Genomic DNA, 15,400 nt, shown 5'->3' with positions numbered 1-15,400 from the left:
GCTCAGACGCAGAAAACGTTTACAGCCGCGGCGGCCCAGGGTTAAGCGCTTATATTCCAGCGTGTTATTTTTTCACCCGGCAAGCCGATTGGCGCTATATGTACCCGTTTCTGTGATCCAAAACAACTTTTTTATCGCAACAATGCGACTTTTTACACTAATTGATTTTACATAAAGGAAACAAATCGCAGAACCCTGAAGCCCATTGCGGTTGACGTGCATCAAGAAAGGGGCGATTTCGCCCCTGAAAATGTGACCTAGCGTGCGATTTTTCGCCGGCGGGAAGCGTAAAGGGAGAAGAAAATAGAGCTGGTGGCGCAGAAGGCGATGGAGATCAGCATCGGCCAGGCGGTGGTAAAGGTGGCCATCGACAGCAGCGCGCCGATAATCGCCCCGATACCAAAGCGGAAAGTCCCCGCCAGCGACGAAGCGGTGCCCGCCATATGCGGAAACTCATCGAGGATCACCGCCATCGCGTTCGACGACACCATCGATACGCAGCCAACGAAGGCCGCCACGCCGATGACCAGCGACCAGAAGCCGACGTCGAGCAGGGCGCAAACCACCATCCACACCGCCATGGCAAACTGGATCCACAGCCCGGCGCGGAACATGCGCAACGCCCCTACCCGCCGCACAAACCGGCTGTTGAACATGGTCATCAGGAACAGAAAGACAATGTTCAGCGCAAAATAGTAGCCAAAGTGCTGAGGCGCGACGTGGTTAATATTGATATAGACGAAAGGCCCGGCGCTAAGGAAAGAGAACATGCCCGCGAAGCTGAAGCCGCTCGCCAGCATATAGCTCAGGACCCGCTTATGGCGGAACAGGGTGGCAAAGTTACCCATCGTGGTGCGCAGGTGGAACGGCTGACGCCTTTCAGCCGGCAGCGTTTCGCGGATAAACAGGCCGATCATCAGCGACGCCAGCAGGGCCGCCAGGGCGAGGATCCAGAAGATGGCATGCCAGCTGAACCAGACCAGCACCGCCCCGCCGACCATCGGCGCCACCAGCGGCGCAATGGTCGTCACCAGCATGACAAACGACATCATCCGCGAAAACTCATCTTTCGGATAGATATCGCGCATCAGGGCGTTGATCACCACGCTGGCCGCCGCAGCCGCCAGACCATGGAAGAAGCGCATGGCGATCAGCATCTCAATGGTCTGCGACAGGGCGCAGGCCACCGCCGCCGCGGCGAAGACCAGCGTTCCGCCGAGGATCACCGGCTTGCGGCCGAGGCTGTCGGCCATTGGACCGTACAGCAGCTGCCCCAGCGCAAAGCCGAGGATATAGGTGCTGAGGGTCATCTGCGCGCTGCCGTCCGGCACGTGGTACTGGGCAGCGATCACCGGCAGGGCCGGGAGATACATATCGATCGACAGCGGCATCAGCATGGCCAGCAGGCCAAGGATAAAGACAATCCCCAGAGACGAATTTTGCTTCAGCGTCACGTTTTGCTCCGTGGCTGCGGGGCGCCCACGCTGGCGATTTCCGCTTCCGTCAGCGGACGATATTCACCCGGCGCCAGAGATTCATCCAGCAGGATGTCGCCGATGCGTTCCCGATGCAGGCCAACCACGTGGTTGCCCACGGCGGCGAACATGCGTTTCACCTGATGGTAGCGGCCTTCGCTAATGGTGAGGCGCACTTCGGTCGGAGTGATAACTTCCAGCACCGCCGGTTTGGTGAGATCTTTTTCGTTATGCAGCTGGACGCCTTTGGCAAACAGCTCCGCGGTCCCTTCCGCCAGCGGGCTTTCCAGCGCCACCAGATAGGTTTTTTCACAGTGGTGTCGCGGCGAGGTAATGCGGTGCGACCATTGGCCGTCATCGGTCATCAGCACCAGTCCGGTGGTGTCGATATCCAGCCGACCGGCGGCATGCAGCTTATGCGCCACCGGCTCGTCGAGGAAATAGAGGATAGTCGGATGATCGGGATCGTCGGTGGAACAGACGTACCCCTGCGGCTTGTTGAGCATAAAATAGCGCGGGCCGTTCTGCTGGGTCAGCGTGTTCCCGTCATACTCCACCTCGTGCTCCGGCTGAAGCTTAAAGGAAGCATCTTTTACAATGTCGCCGTCCACGGTAACGCGGCTGCCGCGGATTTCACGCCCGGCAATAGCCCGGCTGACGCCAAGCTGCTGAGCGATAAACTTATCAAGTCGCATGAGATTTTTTTAGCCTGTCAAAGTGCTGGAGCGGGCAAATCGCCCGAAAAAGAAGAAATTCACTGGCTAGTATAACGGGCTCTTAACACCACTCAAGGGAAAAGATTCATGGCATACTATTCGCGAGTTAATTAGCCCCGTGAATTCATGACTTTTACATTACGTCCCTACCAACAAGAAGCCGTCGATGCCACCCTCGCCTGGTTTCGTCGCCATACCGAGCCGGCGGCGATTGTCCTGCCCACCGGCGCGGGCAAAAGCCTGGTGATCGCCGAGCTTGCCCGACTGGCCCGCGGCCGCGTGCTGGTGCTGGCCCACGTCAAAGAGCTGGTGGCGCAGAATCATGCTAAATACTGCGCCCTTGGCCTCGAGGCGGATATCTTTGCCGCCGGACTGCAGCGTAAAGAGAGCCACGGCAAAGTGGTGTTCGGCAGCGTGCAGTCGGTGGCGCGCAATCTGGCGCAATTTCGCAGCGAGTTTTCGCTGCTGATCGTCGATGAATGCCACCGCATCAGCGATGATGACGACAGCCAGTATCAGCAGATCATCAGCCACCTGCGGCAGGTCAACCCGCAGCTCCGGCTGCTCGGCCTGACGGCGACCCCGTTCCGCCTCGGCAAGGGGTGGATCTATCAGTTCCACTACCACGGGATGGTGCGTGGCGATGAAAAAGCGCTGTTCCGCGACTGCATCTATGAGCTGCCGCTGCGCTATATGATTAAGCACGGCTACCTGACGCCGCCGGAACGCCTCGATATGCCGGTGGTACAGTACGATTTCAGCCGCCTGCAGGCGCAAAGCAACGGCCTGTTCAGCGAGGCCGATCTTAATCACGAACTGAAAAAACAGCAGCGCATTACACCGCATATCGTCAGCCAGATCGTGGAGTTCGCCGCAAGCCGCAAAGGGGTGATGATCTTCGCCGCCACCGTGGAGCACGCCCGGGAAGTGACCGGCCTGCTGCCGGCAGGCCAGGCGGCGCTGATCACCGGGGAAACCCCGGGTCCGGAGCGAGATCGCATCATCGAGGCGTTTAAAGCGCAGGCGTATCGCTATCTGGTGAACGTCGCGGTGCTGACCACCGGCTTCGACGCCCCGCACGTCGACCTGATCGCCATCCTCCGCCCCACTGAGTCGGTGAGTCTTTACCAACAGATCGTTGGCCGCGGCCTGCGCCTGGCGCCGGGAAAAACCGACTGCCTGATCCTCGACTACGCCGGCAACCCGCACGACCTGTACGCCCCGGAAGTGGGGACGCCGAAGGGCAAAAGCGACAACGTGCCGGTGCAGGTCTTCTGCCCGGCCTGCGGCTTCGCCAACACCTTCTGGGGAAAAACCACCGCCGACGGCACCTTGATTGAGCATTTTGGCCGCCGCTGCCAGGGGTGGTTCGAAGATGACGACGGCCACCGCGAACAGTGCGACTTCCGCTTTCGCTTCAAAAACTGCCCGCAGTGCAACGCGGAAAACGATATCGCCGCCCGTCGCTGCCGGGAGTGCGACACCATTCTGGTTGACCCGGACGACATGCTGAAGGCGGCGCTGAAGCTGAAGGACGCGCTGGTGCTGCGCTGCAGCGGCATGGCCCTGCAGCACGGTAGCGACGAGAAAGGCCCGTGGCTGAAAATCACCTACTACGATGAGGACGGCGCCGACGTCAGTGAGCGCTTCCGTCTGCAAACGCCCGCCCAGCGTACCGCCTTTGAGCAGTTGTTTATCCGTCCGCATACCCGCACGCCGGGGATGCCGCTGCGCTGGATAACGCCGGCGGATATCGTGGCCCAGCAGGCGCTGCTGCGCCATCCGGACTTTGTCGTCGCCCGCATGAAAGGCCAGTACTGGCAGGTGCGGGAAAAAGTGTTCGATTATCAGGGGCGTTTTCGCCGCGCCAACGAGCTGCGTTAATCACCCGAAAGCTGAGGTTTTGATTGCCCGTGTGTCGTTTGGCGGCTATAATGCCGCCCGCTTTTGCATTCGCAAAGCAGATAATCCGCCTGTTGCTGGGTCGCCTGTAGCAGGCTTTATATATAGAGAGACATCAATGTTTACTATCAACGCAGAAGTACGTAAAGAGCAGGGTAAGGGTGCGAGCCGCCGCCTGCGCGCAGCTAACAAGTTCCCGGCAATCATCTACGGTGGCGAAGCTGCTCCGGTTGCTATCGAACTGGACCACGACAAAGTTTGGAACATGCAGGATAAAGCTGAGTTTTACGGCGAAGTTCTGACCGTCGTTGTTGATGGCAAAGAAGAAAAAGTCAAAGTTCAGGCTGTTCAGCGCCACGCGTTCAAGCCGAAACTGACTCACATCGACTTCGTTCGCGCGTAATCGCCGATAGCAAGTTGTATGGCAAGCGCCCCGGGGTCTTCGGCTCCGGGGCGTTTTGTTATCCGCGCCGCCAAAGCGCCGGCGCCTCGTCCACGATGTCGCTCAGCAGCCGGTGCTTATTCATTCCGGGCAGCCAGAGCATCACCATGGTGACGTTCAGCCCCTGACTGCCGACCTCCGTCGCGATTTCACCGACTCCCCGCCACTCGCCTGGCCGCAAATGGTCCGGTAAAAACCCCCAGCCCCTCCCCTGCTCCATCGCATGGCGCAGCAGGGTAATTTCGTTCATATACAGCGTATGGCCGGAGATCTGCAGCCGGCGGGCAATCTGATCGTCGCTGCGCCGGTGCATCACCAGCTGCGGCGTTAACGACAGATTGAGCAGCGTCAGCGGCCGCGCGGCATCCCGGAACAGGCGGTCCGCCGCGTAGAAACGCAGATCCACGGTGCCGAGCGCCCGCCACTCCATTTCGCTGCCCAGCGTGCGGTTGTTGGCCTGGCACATCGCCATATCCGCCACGCCATCGCTCAGCGCCTGCTCGGCTTCGCGCCGCGAGGCGCTCCAGCAGCTTAACCGGATCTGCCGCCGGGCCAGCGTATCGGCCAGCGCGCAGAGAAAATCACGTGGGATAAAGGGATCGTACACCAGACGCAGCGCCTGCCCGGCGGTTTGCGGCAGCGTTTGCGCAAAAGACTCGAAAGCCTGCGCCTGGCGCAACAGCAGATGCGCCTGACGAAAAAGCTGCTCCCCTTCGGCGGTTAAGGTCAGGGTACGCCCTTCCCGGCTGAACAGCCGATAGCCCAGCGCATCTTCCAGATAGTCCAGCAGATCGCGCAGCGTGGTTCGGTCTTTACCTAACCGAATGGCCGCCCGCGACAGGCTGCCGGTCTCGGCGATGGTGGCGAATGCTTCAATCTGCGCGAAAGAATACTGCAGGGTTTTCATCCTTCTCTCCCTTGCGGGGGAAAATCCCCCCTTTGCTGATTTTAGCCGCCGCGCGCCGATTTATATACTGCGATGCGAATCTATGGCAAACGAGGAAAGGATGATGATAAGAAAACCACTGGCCCTGGCGTTAATCCTGGCGGCGCTGCCGGCCGCGGCAATGGCACAACGCTGCGGCGACCTGACGCTGGATGTCTGCCCAACGCCTTACGACCAAACGCTACCCGCCGCCAAAGATATGCTCAGCTGGGATCAGACTTCACGCGTGATTGGCTTTCGAAATGACTATCGCAACTATGCCGGCGATGTTTTCCGCCACGGCGCCTCGGCGCCGCTGGAACGCGCTGAAAAACAATTGACCGATGCCCGCTATACCCTCAACGGCCACACCTGGACCCTGCAGGATTACCTGAAGCGCGAGAACGTCAGCGGTATGCTGGTGCTGAAAGACGGCAAAGTCGCCTGGAAATATCTTGGCGACGGCAACACCGATACCACCCTGTGGACCTCACGCTCGGTGGGAAAATCGGTGGTCTCGACGCTGGTGGGCATCGCCATTCAGCAGGGTAAGATCCACTCCCTCGATGATCTGATTACCGTTTATGAACCCGAACTGAAAGGCACCGCCTGGGACGGCGTGACGCTGAAACAGTTGATGCAGCACACCAGCGGTGTGGAATGGAATGAAGACTACACCGACCCGCAGTCGCACTTCGCCCGCCTGACCCAGTGCGAGGCGCAGCCCGGGGCCTATGCCTGCGTGCGCAAGATCGTCACCGGCCTGGCGCGCAAACATCCGGCGGGCGAGCAGTGGTCCTACTCTTCCGGCGGCGCCTGGCTGCTGGGCGATATCCTGGAGCGCGCCACCGGCATGTCGCTAGCCGCCTGGCTTGAGCAGTCGCTGTGGCGGCCCGCCGGGATGGCCCACGACGGCGTATGGCATGCTTATCAGCAAGGGAAGCACGATGTCGGCGCCCACGGTTTTAACGCCACCCTTGAAGACTGGGGCCGCTTCGGCGAATTCGTCGCCCGCGATGGTCGGTTAAGCAACGGCAAACAGCTGGTGCCGGCGGGCTGGTTCGATCAGGCCGCAAGCTGGACCACTGCGCTAAACTCGGTCTCGGCGGCGCATCCGCAAGGTATCTACGGCTATCAGTGGTGGAATAACGCCATTCCGGCGAATGCGCAAAACGTCCAGCCGACGCCGCAGGAAGGGCTGAAAGACTCGCTGTGGGCGCTGGGGATCTACGGCCAGGTGATCATGGTGAACCGCGCGGAACACCTGGTGATCGTCCAGTGGTCGACCTGGCCGCAGGCGGAACCCTCCTTTAACGCCCAGCCGTTGGAAGCGGCGCTGATGTACAGCGCCATTGCCCGCGAGCTGCGTTAACCCTCCCTCCTCCTTGCCGCTCAGCCGGCGAGGAGCGTGTCGGCATTCAGCGCCAGGTGCTGCAGCAGGATAATGGTTTTGGCATCCATGATCTCGCCATCGCGAATGGCCTGCAGCGCCCGCGCCAGCGGCCACTCCAGCACTTCAATGTCCTCACCTTCCGCCGCCAGCCCGCCGCCGTCTCCCTGCCGGTCATCGGCCTGATATTCGGCGATAAAAAAGTAGAGTTTTTCGGTGACAGATCCGGGGCTCATAAAGACGGTGAAGAGGGGCTCGATGCGCGTCACCCGAAAGCCGGTCTCCTCTTCCGCTTCGGCAACGATCCGCGCCTCCGGCGAGGCGTTATCCAACAGCCCGGCCGCCGCTTCAATGAGATATCCGTCGTGACCGTGAGTAAACACCGGAAAACGGAACTGACGGGTCAGGACCACCGTCCGCTTTTCCCGGTTGTAGAGTAAAATGACCGCGCCGTTGCCGCGATCGTAGGCCTCGCGGCTCTGCTCCTGCCAGCGTCCGTCCCGGCGCTGCAGTTCAAAGGTATATTTTTTCAGCGTGCACCAGTTATCAGAGAGCAGCGTCTCGCGAACGTGTCGGACGTGCGGTGCGTGAGTTTGCATGTTATATCCCCTTTCAGATGACAGCAGGCACCATAACATGCATAATCGTGCATAAACAAGATCACTCGTGAAGGAAAAATCATGCTCGCCAGTCAACGAAAACAGCAAATCCTGCAGATCCTTGCGGAGGAAAAACAGGTGATGTCCGGGGAGCTGAGCCAACGGTTTAACGTCTCTGAGGACTCCATTCGCCGCGATCTGCGCGAGCTGGCGGCGGAAGGAAAACTGCAGCGGGTCCACGGCGGGGCGCTGCCCGTCTCTGCCGCCATCGCCCCTATTGAAACACGCAAAAGCGTGCAAATCGCCTCCAAACAGGCGGTAGCGCGCGCTGCCGCCGCCCTGATCCAGCCTGGACAGGTGGTGATTGTCGATGGCGGCACCACCACCGCGGCGATGATCGGCTTATTACCCGCCGACCTCAGCTGCACGGTGGTCACTCACAGCCCCGGCATCGCCGTGGCGCTGGTCGATCACCCGCGAATCGAGGTGATCCTGCTCGGCGGCAAAGTGTTTAAGCATTCGGTTGTCGCCGTCGGCCCTGAAACGCTGGAAGCAATGGCGCGGATCAACGCCGATGTGTTCTTTATGGGGGTGACCGGCGTCCACCCGCGAGCGGGTTTTACCACCGGTGATTATGAAGAGGCAGGCATCAAGCGCGCGCTGGCGGCCAGGGCCGCGGAAACCGTGGTGATGGCCTCCCGGGAAAAGCTCAACGCCGCGTCGGCCTTTGCCATCGGCGAGCTGAACCTCGCCAGTACGCTTATCGTCGATGGGGAGCCCGACGCCGCGCTGCGCCAGCGGCTGGTGCAGAGCGGCGTGGAGATCGTCCCCGTTCAGCGGTCGCGCTGACGGGGCGTGGCGCTTAGTTGCCGCCGGACGTCCGGCGCTGCAGCTGGTCGCGCAGGTTCGGCGGGGTGCCCTTAATGGTCAGGGTATCGGTGGCGGGATCCCAGAATACGCGTTCGCCCAGCAGCATCGCGTCGAAGTTAATGGTCAAACCGCCGCCGCTGCCGGCAAACTTGGTCAGCTGACGTAAGGTGCTGCGATCCGCCGGGAAGCTCTCTTCCAGCTCGTAGCCCTGCTCGGCGGTGAACTCCTGGAAGCTCTTTTCGCTGACGCCGGCGAGCTCTTTGGACAGCGACTCCAGCTCAATCTCTTCCCCGGCCTGCAGCTGTTCATTGCAGTAAGCATAGACCTGCTGACGCACATTCTGTCGCTCGGATTTATCAAGCTGCGCGTCGGCGGCAAAGTCATCCACCGCCTGCAGCAGGCCGCGGTTCTGCGCTTTGGCGTTGAGACCTTCGCTGGCGCCGAGGAAATCCATGAAGAAATCGGCCACTTTGCGCCCCACCCGCCCTTTCAGGAAGGTCAGGTAGCGGGTCGACTCCGGGTTGGTTTCCCACTCGGTCAGATCGATGCGCGCGACGATATCGGCATGGTTAATATCCAGATAATGGGTCGAGCGGATATCCAGCTCTTCGTTGACGCGCATGCTGCTCAGGTTATTGAGCACCGCCACCAGCAGATACTCGACCGCCAGGTAACGATACTGACAGAAGAGGACAATGCCCCCTTCGGCGAACGGGTATTTCGCCAGCTCATCGCGCAGGCGGCCGGTCGCCGCGCGGCTGAACGCCAGAAACTCCTCTTCCCCCTGACGCTGCAGGCGCAGCGCCTGCGCCAGTTCGCTCTCTTCATTGAACAAGCCATAGGCTTTGCTTTTGGCGCTATAAACCCGGTGCAGTTCAGCCATCATCTCGACGACCGTCGCGTTCGGCTCCAGCAGTGACTCGCGCAGCACCAGCTCCAGATTTTGTTCATCACGTTTGATTAACTGATGCAGGGCAATCTGGTCGATATCCAGACTCATGTTAAACTCTCCTTTTAGACCGGGCGGTATTCAACCACCGCCGGGTTGCCGACGCAACTGGCGCCACACATTTCGACGTCATGACTGACGATCGGTGCGCTTTTGCGCCGCGGCGAAAAAATGCGGAAAAAAAGCTGCTGCTACGGTAATATGTTGCCCTTTCACGAACAAACAGATTTTGAGTTTATGCCGCAAATTTCCCGCTATAGCGATCAACAGGTCGAACAGTTGCTCAGCGAGCTGACGAACGTCCTGGAATCACACAAAGCCCCGGTTGACCTTTCACTGATGGTGTTAGGCAATATGGTGACCAACCTGATCAACAGTAGCGTCGCGCCGGCGCAGCGTCAGGCCATCGCCCGTTCTTTCGCGCAGGCTTTGCAATCTTCGATTAACGACGATCCAGCGCATTAAGGATAACAGCAACAGTATATGGTGACTCTACGTCAGCCCTACCGAGAAAAAGTCTCCCAGATGGTTAGCTGGGGGCACTGGTTCGCCCTGTTCAACATGTTGTTGGCCATGGTGCTCGGCAGCCGCTACCTTTTTGTCGCCGACTGGCCGACGACGCTTGCCGGACGACTCTTTTCGTACGTCAGTCTCGTCGGGCACTTCAGCTTCCTGGTGTTTACCAGCTATGTGCTGATCCTCTTTCCGTTGACCTTTATCGTGGTCTCGCAGCGCCTGATGCGCTTCCTGTCGGTGATCCTTGCCACCGCCGGGATGACGCTGCTGCTGATAGACAGCGAGGTCTTTACCCGCTTTCATCTTCATTTAAACCCGGTGGTCTGGGAGCTGGTCATCAACCCTGACCAGAATGAGATGGCGCGCGACTGGCAGCTGATGTTTATCAGCGTCCCGGTCATCTTTTTGATTGAAATGCTCTTCGCCACCTGGAGCTGGCAAAAGCTGCGCAGCCTGACGCGTCGCCGCCATTATGCCCGCCCGGTCGCCTGGTTCTTCTTTTTGTCGTTCATCAGCAGCCACCTGGTCTATATCTGGGCGGATGCCAATTTTTATCGCCCGATCACCATGCAGCGAGCGAATCTACCGCTTTCTTATCCGATGACCGCCCGTCGTTTCCTTGAGAAACATGGCCTGCTCGACGCCCAGGATTATCAGCGTCGCCTGGTGGAGCAAGGGGCGCCGGAGGCGGTATCGGTCCAGTATCCGCTCAGTAACCTGCGCTACCGCGACCTCGGCGCGGGCTATAACGTGCTACTGATCACCGTCGACAACCTGAACTACTCGCGGTTTGAAAAAACGATGCCGGCGCTGGCGGCGTTTGCCAAAGAAAACGTGAATTTTACCCAGCATATGAGCTCGGGCAATACCGCCGACAGCGGCCTGTTTGGCCTGTTCTACGGCATTTCGCCAGGCTATATGGACGGCGTCCTCTCGGCGCGTATTCCCGCGGCGCTGATCACCGCTCTCAACCAGCAGGGCTACCAGCTGGGCCTGTTCTCTTCCGATGGGTTTAGCAGCCCGCTGTATCGCCAGGCGCTGCTCTCCGACTTCTCGCTGCCGAGCGCGAAGACCCAGAGCGACGAGCAGACCGCCAATCAGTGGATCGGCTGGCTGGACCGTTACGCGCAGGATGAGAATCGCTGGTTCTCGTGGGTCTCGCTCAATGGCACCACCCTCGACGATACGCAGCAGCAGGGCTTTGTCCGCCGTTATAGCAAGGCGGCAGGCGACGTTGATGCCCAGATCGATCGGGTGCTGACCGCGCTGCGCGAAGCCGGCAAGCTCGATAATACGGTGGTCATTATCACCGGCGGCCACGGCAAGCCGCTTAACGTCAAACACGACCCGTTCGACTGGTCGCGCGAGCAGCTGCAGGTGCCGCTGGTTATTCACTGGCCGGGCACGCCGGCCCAGGAAATTGCCACCCTGACCGATAACAAAGATGTGATGACCACGCTGATGCAGCGCCTGCTTCACGTGTCGACGCCGGCCAATGAGTATTCGCAGGGGGAAGATCTGTTCAGCGCCGCGCGGCGTCGGAACTGGGTCACCGCGGCCAACGGCGATACGCTGGCCATTACCACCCCGGCTATCACCGTGGTCCTCAACCATAACGGCACCTATACCACATGGAGCCGCGACGGTGAGAAAATCAAAGATCAGAAACCGCAGCTCAGCCTGTTGCTGCAGGTCCTGACCGATGAAAAACGCTTTATCGCTAACTGATTGATTAATTATGAATCAATCGCGCGCGACCCGCTTGCATTCGCCTGGGGAACGAGTAATATTGTTCCCCACGCGTCGGCACGTAGCGCAGCCTGGTAGCGCACCGTCATGGGGTGTCGGGGGTCGGAGGTTCAAATCCTCTCGTGCCGACCAAAAATCCCTGAGAAACCAGCCTTTTAAGGCTGGTTTTTTTATGCCCCTCTTTTACGCTTGTTCCCCTCAGCTCGTTGAATTTGTGCCCTTTCCGCGCCACAGCGTATAGAGTACGACTATCCTGATGGTAAATTACGTCGTAGCATCTATCATTCGACTGTATAACTCATAAGCAGGAGCGGATGACATGAGAGTTAATGGACTTACCAAAGGATTTTTCATCCTTATCGTCTTCATTGTAACCCTGGCCTTTTTTGATGTTCTCTCACCCTATTATTCCGCCATCCTCTGGGCCGCCATCCTCGCGGTGATTTTCAATCCGGTCAAAAACAAGATGCGCACCCGCCTCGGCGAACGTAACGGCCTTGCGGCGCTGATGACCATCGTCATTATCTGCCTTATCGTGTTCACGCCGCTGGCGATTATCCTGTCGTCACTGGCCTACGAGCTGAACGTGGTGTACAGCAAACTGCAGCATAACGATACCCAGTTTCCGACGGTGGTCGCCAGCCTGATCGCCCACCTCCCCGGCTGGGCCAGAAGCTTCCTCGCCGAACATAACCTGGATAGCGCGCAGCAGATCCAGCAGCAGCTCTCCGATGTCGCCCTGAAAGGCGGCCAGTATCTGGCCGGCAGCGCGTTTCTGATTGGTAAAGGCACCTTTGGCTTCACCGTCAGCTTCGGCATTATGCTCTACCTGCTGTTCTTCCTGCTGAAGGATGGCCCTCACCTGGTGCTGTTGATCCTCGAGTCTCTGCCGTTATCCAGCTACGTGAAGCAGCACCTGTTCGCTAAGTTCGCCGCGGTGGCCCGCGCCACGGTAAAAGGCACCGTCGCCGTGGCGCTGGCGCAGGGGGCGCTGGGCGGCTTTGCCTTCTGGATCGCCGGTCTGGACGGCAGCATTCTCTGGGGCGCGCTGATGGCGTTCCTGTCGCTTATCCCGGCGGTAGGCTCGGCCATTATCTGGGTGCCGGCGGCGATTTACCTTTTTGCCACCGGCCAGCTGTGGCAGGGCGCCTTTATCGTCGGCTTCTTTGTCATTGTGATTGGCCTGGTGGACAACATTCTGCGTCCGCTGCTGGTGGGCAAGGATACCAGGATGCCGGACTATCTGATCCTCATCGCCACCCTCGGCGGCATGGAGATCTACGGTATTAACGGCTTTGTTATCGGCCCGCTGATCGCCGCCTTGTTTATCGCCTGCTGGAATTTGCTGTCGGGGCGGGAACACGCTGGCAACACTGATGAAATCGATGAAGAATTTATTGAGGAAGCGAAAAATAGCCGTAATGAATAATTTCACCGGCAGGCCTCTGGCGGCCTGCCAGCGCTCCTGTTGCGCTCTGCGCGGCCGACGTCTTACCAGTAGATAACACTATTCATTTTGCAAAAATTGGTAAATAAATCTTAACATTTAGCAAAGTGATGATAGGCTATCTCTGTCAGGAACGAAAATAAAGGATGATCAACCGTGAAAAAAATCACTACGCTAGCCGTTTCTCTGCTGACCGCCGCCTGCATGTCCGCCGGCGCCCTGGCCGCAGACCAGCCGCTGGAAAAAGTCGCGCCGTTCCCGAAAGCGGAAAAAGGCATGAAGCGTCAGGTTATTCAGCTGCCGCAGCAGCAGGATGAATCGGCGCTGAAGGTTGAGCTGATGATCGGCCAGACGCTGGAAGTTGACTGCAACCACCATCGTCTTGGCGGGGAGCTGGAAAGCAAAACCCTGGAAGGCTGGGGTTATGACTACTATGTTTTTGATAAGCTGAGCGGCCCGGTATCCACCATGATGGCCTGCCCGGACGGCAAGAAAACGAAGAAATTTGTGACTGCCGGCCTCGGCGATGACGCCATGCTGCGCTACAACAGCAAGCTGCCGATCGTCGTCTACACGCCGACCAATGTCGATGTGAAATATCGCATCTGGCGCGCGGAGGAGACTATCGGTAACGCCGAGGTCCGCTAAGGCGCGCCATTAAAACGGCAATAAAAAAACGGCAGCCCGCAGGCTGCCGTTTTTGTCAGAGCGCGATATCCGCTATCGGCTTGCCGCCGCTCAGCGGCTTCAGCTCCGCCTGCGGGGCTTTATCCATCGCCGCGGCTGGCTCATATTTCAGCTCCAGCACTTCACTGGTCCACGCCAGCGCTTTCTCAATCTCCGCCGGGTTACCATCAAGGCGAATACCGTAGGTCGGGATGATCGCCTTCAGCCTGGCCTGCCATTCCGGCGAATTAACTTTGTCCTTAAACACTTTTTCCATCAGCTGCAGCATGATAGGCGCCGCGGTGGAGGCGCCTGGCGATGCGCCGAGCAGCGCCGCGACGGTGCCTTCGTCATCGCTGACCACTTCGGTGCCCAGGCGGAGTACCCCGCCCTTCTTCGCATCGCGCTTGATGATCTGCACGCGCTGACCGGCCTGCCACAACCGCCAGTCCTCTTTCCGCGCTTCCGGATAGTATTCGCACAGCGCGGCCAGACGATCTTTATCTTTCTGCATCACCTGGCTAATCAGATATTTCACCAGATCGAAGTTGTCCAGGCCGACGTTGAGCATCGGCAGGATATTCGAGGTATTGGTCGAGGCCAGCAGATCCCACAGCGAACCGTTCTTCAGGAAGCGGGTCGAGAAGGTCGCGAACGGCCCGAACAGCACCACGCGTTTACCGTCGATAATACGGGTATCGATGTGCGGCACCGACATCGGCGGCGCGCCCACTTCGGCCTGGCCGTAAACCTTCGCCAGATGGTGGTTTACCACCTCCGGATTTTCGCAGACCAGGAACTGGCCGCCGACCGGGAAGCCCGCATACTCTTTGGCCTGCGGAATGCCGGTTTCCTGCAGCAGGGTCAGCGCCGCGCCGCCGGCGCCGATAAAGATAAATTTGGCTTTAATAACCCGCTTCTGACGACGGTTGTCGGCATCCGCGAGGGTGACCGTCCAGCTCTTGTCGGCGTTGCGCTTGAAGCGACGCACCACGGTGCCCAACTGGAGGGAGAAATTATCATGCTTTTGCAGGCTGGCGATCAGCTGGCGGGTGATTTCGCCATAGTTGACGTCGGTTCCCACTTCCGTACGGGTGGCGGCCACTTTTTGCAGCGGGTCGCGACCTTCCATCACCAGCGGCGCCCAGGCTTTGATCTGCTGATGGTCTTCAGAGTAACGAATGCCGCGGAACAGTTCGCTCTGCTGCAGCGCCGCATAGCGCGCGCGCAGGAAGTTGACGTTATCTTCGCCCCACACAAAGCTCATGTGCGGCACGCTGTTAATGAATGATTTTGGTTTGTTCAGGACGCCGCGCGTCACCTGATGCGCCCAGAACTGACGCGAGATGTGGAAGGCTTCGTTGATGTCGACCGCTTTGTCGATATTGATGCCGTTGGCGGTCTGCGGCGTGTAGTTCAGCTCCATCAGCGCCGCGTGGCCGGTCCCCGCATTGTTCCACCCGTTTGAGCTCTCTTCCGCCACGCTGGACATCTGCTCAACCATGGTAATAGACCAGTCTGGCTCAAGCTCCTGCAGCCAGGTTCCCAGTGTGGCGCTCATAATGCCGCCGCCAATCAACAATACATCCGTCTCTTGCTCATGGCGGGTGTTGGTCCGAGTGCTGTTGGGACCAACCGCCTGTGAGCGTGGTACGGCCATCTTTTTATTCATCGGATTTGAGCCTTACTTTACTCGCTGTTTTTATTTAGCGCAGGTGATACGATTCTCACCCCTCACGTTACCACCGAAGCTC

The 15,400-nt window shown here is 59.1% G+C and carries 14 protein-coding genes and 1 tRNA gene; 9 read left to right on the top strand and 6 right to left on the bottom strand.

Features of this window, described 5'->3' with window-relative positions:
* Nucleotides 1-257: 257 nt before the first annotated feature.
* Together ACOI7D_RS07845 and rsuA are read right to left on the bottom strand one after the other, a co-directional pair.
* Nucleotides 258-1,454 (bottom strand): Bcr/CflA family multidrug efflux MFS transporter, encoded by a 1,197-nt coding sequence (locus ACOI7D_RS07845; protein WP_023290465.1) that lies wholly within the window; start codon nt 1,452-1,454, stop codon nt 258-260.
* Complete coding sequence (gene rsuA, locus ACOI7D_RS07840) at nt 1,451-2,170, bottom strand: 16S rRNA pseudouridine(516) synthase RsuA (RefSeq protein WP_023290466.1); 720 nt, start codon at nt 2,168-2,170, stop codon at nt 1,451-1,453. Before rsuA ends, ACOI7D_RS07845 begins: the two co-directional genes overlap by 4 nt.
* 147 nt (nt 2,171-2,317) lie before the next feature.
* On the opposite strand from rsuA, the gene ACOI7D_RS07835 reads away from it, so the two are divergent.
* Both ACOI7D_RS07835 and rplY read left to right on the top strand, forming a co-directional pair.
* Entirely contained in the window at nt 2,318-4,075 is a 1,758-nt protein-coding gene (locus ACOI7D_RS07835) for a DEAD/DEAH box helicase (RefSeq protein ID WP_060590054.1), read from the top strand.
* Between the two features lie 136 nt (nt 4,076-4,211).
* The gene (rplY, locus tag ACOI7D_RS07830) at nt 4,212-4,496 is read left to right on the top strand and encodes a 50S ribosomal protein L25 (RefSeq protein WP_004201664.1); all 285 of its coding nucleotides are present in this window, start codon (nt 4,212-4,214) and stop codon (nt 4,494-4,496) included.
* A gap of 58 nt (nt 4,497-4,554) precedes the next feature.
* Here rplY and ACOI7D_RS07825 read toward each other — a convergent pair whose 3' ends face one another.
* Nucleotides 4,555-5,442, bottom strand: coding sequence for a LysR family transcriptional regulator (locus ACOI7D_RS07825; protein ID WP_050533202.1), 888 nt, complete (start codon nt 5,440-5,442; stop codon nt 4,555-4,557).
* A gap of 103 nt (nt 5,443-5,545) precedes the next feature.
* On the opposite strand from ACOI7D_RS07825, the gene ACOI7D_RS07820 reads away from it, so the two are divergent.
* The gene (locus ACOI7D_RS07820; protein ID WP_049013173.1) at nt 5,546-6,832 is read left to right on the top strand and encodes a serine hydrolase domain-containing protein; all 1,287 of its coding nucleotides are present in this window, start codon (nt 5,546-5,548) and stop codon (nt 6,830-6,832) included.
* Between the two features lie 20 nt (nt 6,833-6,852).
* Here the strand turns inward: ACOI7D_RS07820 and ACOI7D_RS07815 are convergent, their stop codons facing one another.
* Entirely contained in the window at nt 6,853-7,449 is a 597-nt protein-coding gene (locus tag ACOI7D_RS07815; protein WP_281166472.1) for an NUDIX domain-containing protein, read from the bottom strand.
* Between the two features lie 81 nt (nt 7,450-7,530).
* On the opposite strand from ACOI7D_RS07815, the gene ACOI7D_RS07810 reads away from it, so the two are divergent.
* Nucleotides 7,531-8,298 (top strand): DeoR/GlpR family DNA-binding transcription regulator, encoded by a 768-nt coding sequence (locus ACOI7D_RS07810; RefSeq protein ID WP_044524236.1) that lies wholly within the window; start codon nt 7,531-7,533, stop codon nt 8,296-8,298.
* A gap of 13 nt (nt 8,299-8,311) precedes the next feature.
* Here the strand turns inward: ACOI7D_RS07810 and yejK are convergent, their stop codons facing one another.
* Complete coding sequence (gene yejK, locus ACOI7D_RS07805) at nt 8,312-9,319, bottom strand: nucleoid-associated protein YejK (protein ID WP_004144267.1); 1,008 nt, start codon at nt 9,317-9,319, stop codon at nt 8,312-8,314.
* 186 nt (nt 9,320-9,505) lie between these two features.
* Between yejK and ACOI7D_RS07800 the strand changes: the two genes are divergently transcribed.
* The 5 genes from ACOI7D_RS07800 to eco all read left to right on the top strand — a co-directional run bounded on the left by ACOI7D_RS07800 (nt 9,506) and on the right by eco (nt 13,628).
* On the top strand, nt 9,506-9,733 hold the full coding sequence (locus ACOI7D_RS07800) for a YejL family protein (RefSeq protein ID WP_004195346.1): 228 nt from the start codon (nt 9,506-9,508) through the stop codon (nt 9,731-9,733).
* Between the two features lie 18 nt (nt 9,734-9,751).
* The gene (gene yejM, locus ACOI7D_RS07795) at nt 9,752-11,512 is read left to right on the top strand and encodes an LPS biosynthesis-modulating metalloenzyme YejM (RefSeq protein WP_049013176.1); all 1,761 of its coding nucleotides are present in this window, start codon (nt 9,752-9,754) and stop codon (nt 11,510-11,512) included.
* A gap of 76 nt (nt 11,513-11,588) precedes the next feature.
* A tRNA-Pro gene (locus ACOI7D_RS07790) sits at nt 11,589-11,665 on the top strand.
* Between the two features lie 187 nt (nt 11,666-11,852).
* A complete protein-coding gene (locus ACOI7D_RS07785) occupies nt 11,853-12,962 on the top strand; it encodes an AI-2E family transporter (protein ID WP_048336221.1) in 1,110 nt (369 codons plus the stop codon).
* Nucleotides 12,963-13,136: 174 nt separating this feature from the next.
* Nucleotides 13,137-13,628, top strand: coding sequence for a serine protease inhibitor ecotin (gene eco / locus ACOI7D_RS07780; protein WP_023290474.1), 492 nt, complete (start codon nt 13,137-13,139; stop codon nt 13,626-13,628).
* A gap of 55 nt (nt 13,629-13,683) precedes the next feature.
* Here the strand turns inward: eco and mqo are convergent, their stop codons facing one another.
* The gene (gene mqo / locus ACOI7D_RS07775; protein WP_023290475.1) at nt 13,684-15,318 is read right to left on the bottom strand and encodes a malate dehydrogenase (quinone); all 1,635 of its coding nucleotides are present in this window, start codon (nt 15,316-15,318) and stop codon (nt 13,684-13,686) included.
* Nucleotides 15,319-15,400 lie beyond the last annotated feature (82 nt).

The sequence above is a fragment of the Klebsiella sp. C360 genome (assembly GCF_048822415.1).
GTDB lineage: Bacteria > Pseudomonadota > Gammaproteobacteria > Enterobacterales > Enterobacteriaceae > Klebsiella > Klebsiella quasipneumoniae.
This window is presented reverse-complemented; position numbering and strand designations above follow the sequence as displayed.

Excerpts from the sequence above, each read along its gene's own strand:
- rsuA (WP_023290466.1), bottom strand. The coding sequence starts at position 2,170 with ATGCGACTTGATAAGTTTATCGCTCAGCAGCTTGGCGTCAGCCGGGCT.
- ACOI7D_RS07835 (WP_060590054.1), top strand. The coding sequence starts at position 2,318 with ATGACTTTTACATTACGTCCCTACCAACAAGAAGCCGTCGATGCCACC.
- rplY (WP_004201664.1), top strand. The coding sequence starts at position 4,212 with ATGTTTACTATCAACGCAGAAGTACGTAAAGAGCAGGGTAAGGGTGCG.
- ACOI7D_RS07825 (WP_050533202.1), bottom strand. The coding sequence starts at position 5,442 with ATGAAAACCCTGCAGTATTCTTTCGCGCAGATTGAAGCATTCGCCACC.
- ACOI7D_RS07820 (WP_049013173.1), top strand. The coding sequence starts at position 5,546 with ATGATAAGAAAACCACTGGCCCTGGCGTTAATCCTGGCGGCGCTGCCG.
- ACOI7D_RS07815 (WP_281166472.1), bottom strand. The coding sequence starts at position 7,449 with ATGCAAACTCACGCACCGCACGTCCGACACGTTCGCGAGACGCTGCTC.
- ACOI7D_RS07810 (WP_044524236.1), top strand. The coding sequence starts at position 7,531 with ATGCTCGCCAGTCAACGAAAACAGCAAATCCTGCAGATCCTTGCGGAG.
- yejK (WP_004144267.1), bottom strand. The coding sequence starts at position 9,319 with ATGAGTCTGGATATCGACCAGATTGCCCTGCATCAGTTAATCAAACGT.
- ACOI7D_RS07800 (WP_004195346.1), top strand. The coding sequence starts at position 9,506 with ATGCCGCAAATTTCCCGCTATAGCGATCAACAGGTCGAACAGTTGCTC.
- yejM (WP_049013176.1), top strand. The coding sequence starts at position 9,752 with ATGGTGACTCTACGTCAGCCCTACCGAGAAAAAGTCTCCCAGATGGTT.
- ACOI7D_RS07785 (WP_048336221.1), top strand. The coding sequence starts at position 11,853 with ATGAGAGTTAATGGACTTACCAAAGGATTTTTCATCCTTATCGTCTTC.
- mqo (WP_023290475.1), bottom strand. The coding sequence starts at position 15,318 with ATGAATAAAAAGATGGCCGTACCACGCTCACAGGCGGTTGGTCCCAAC.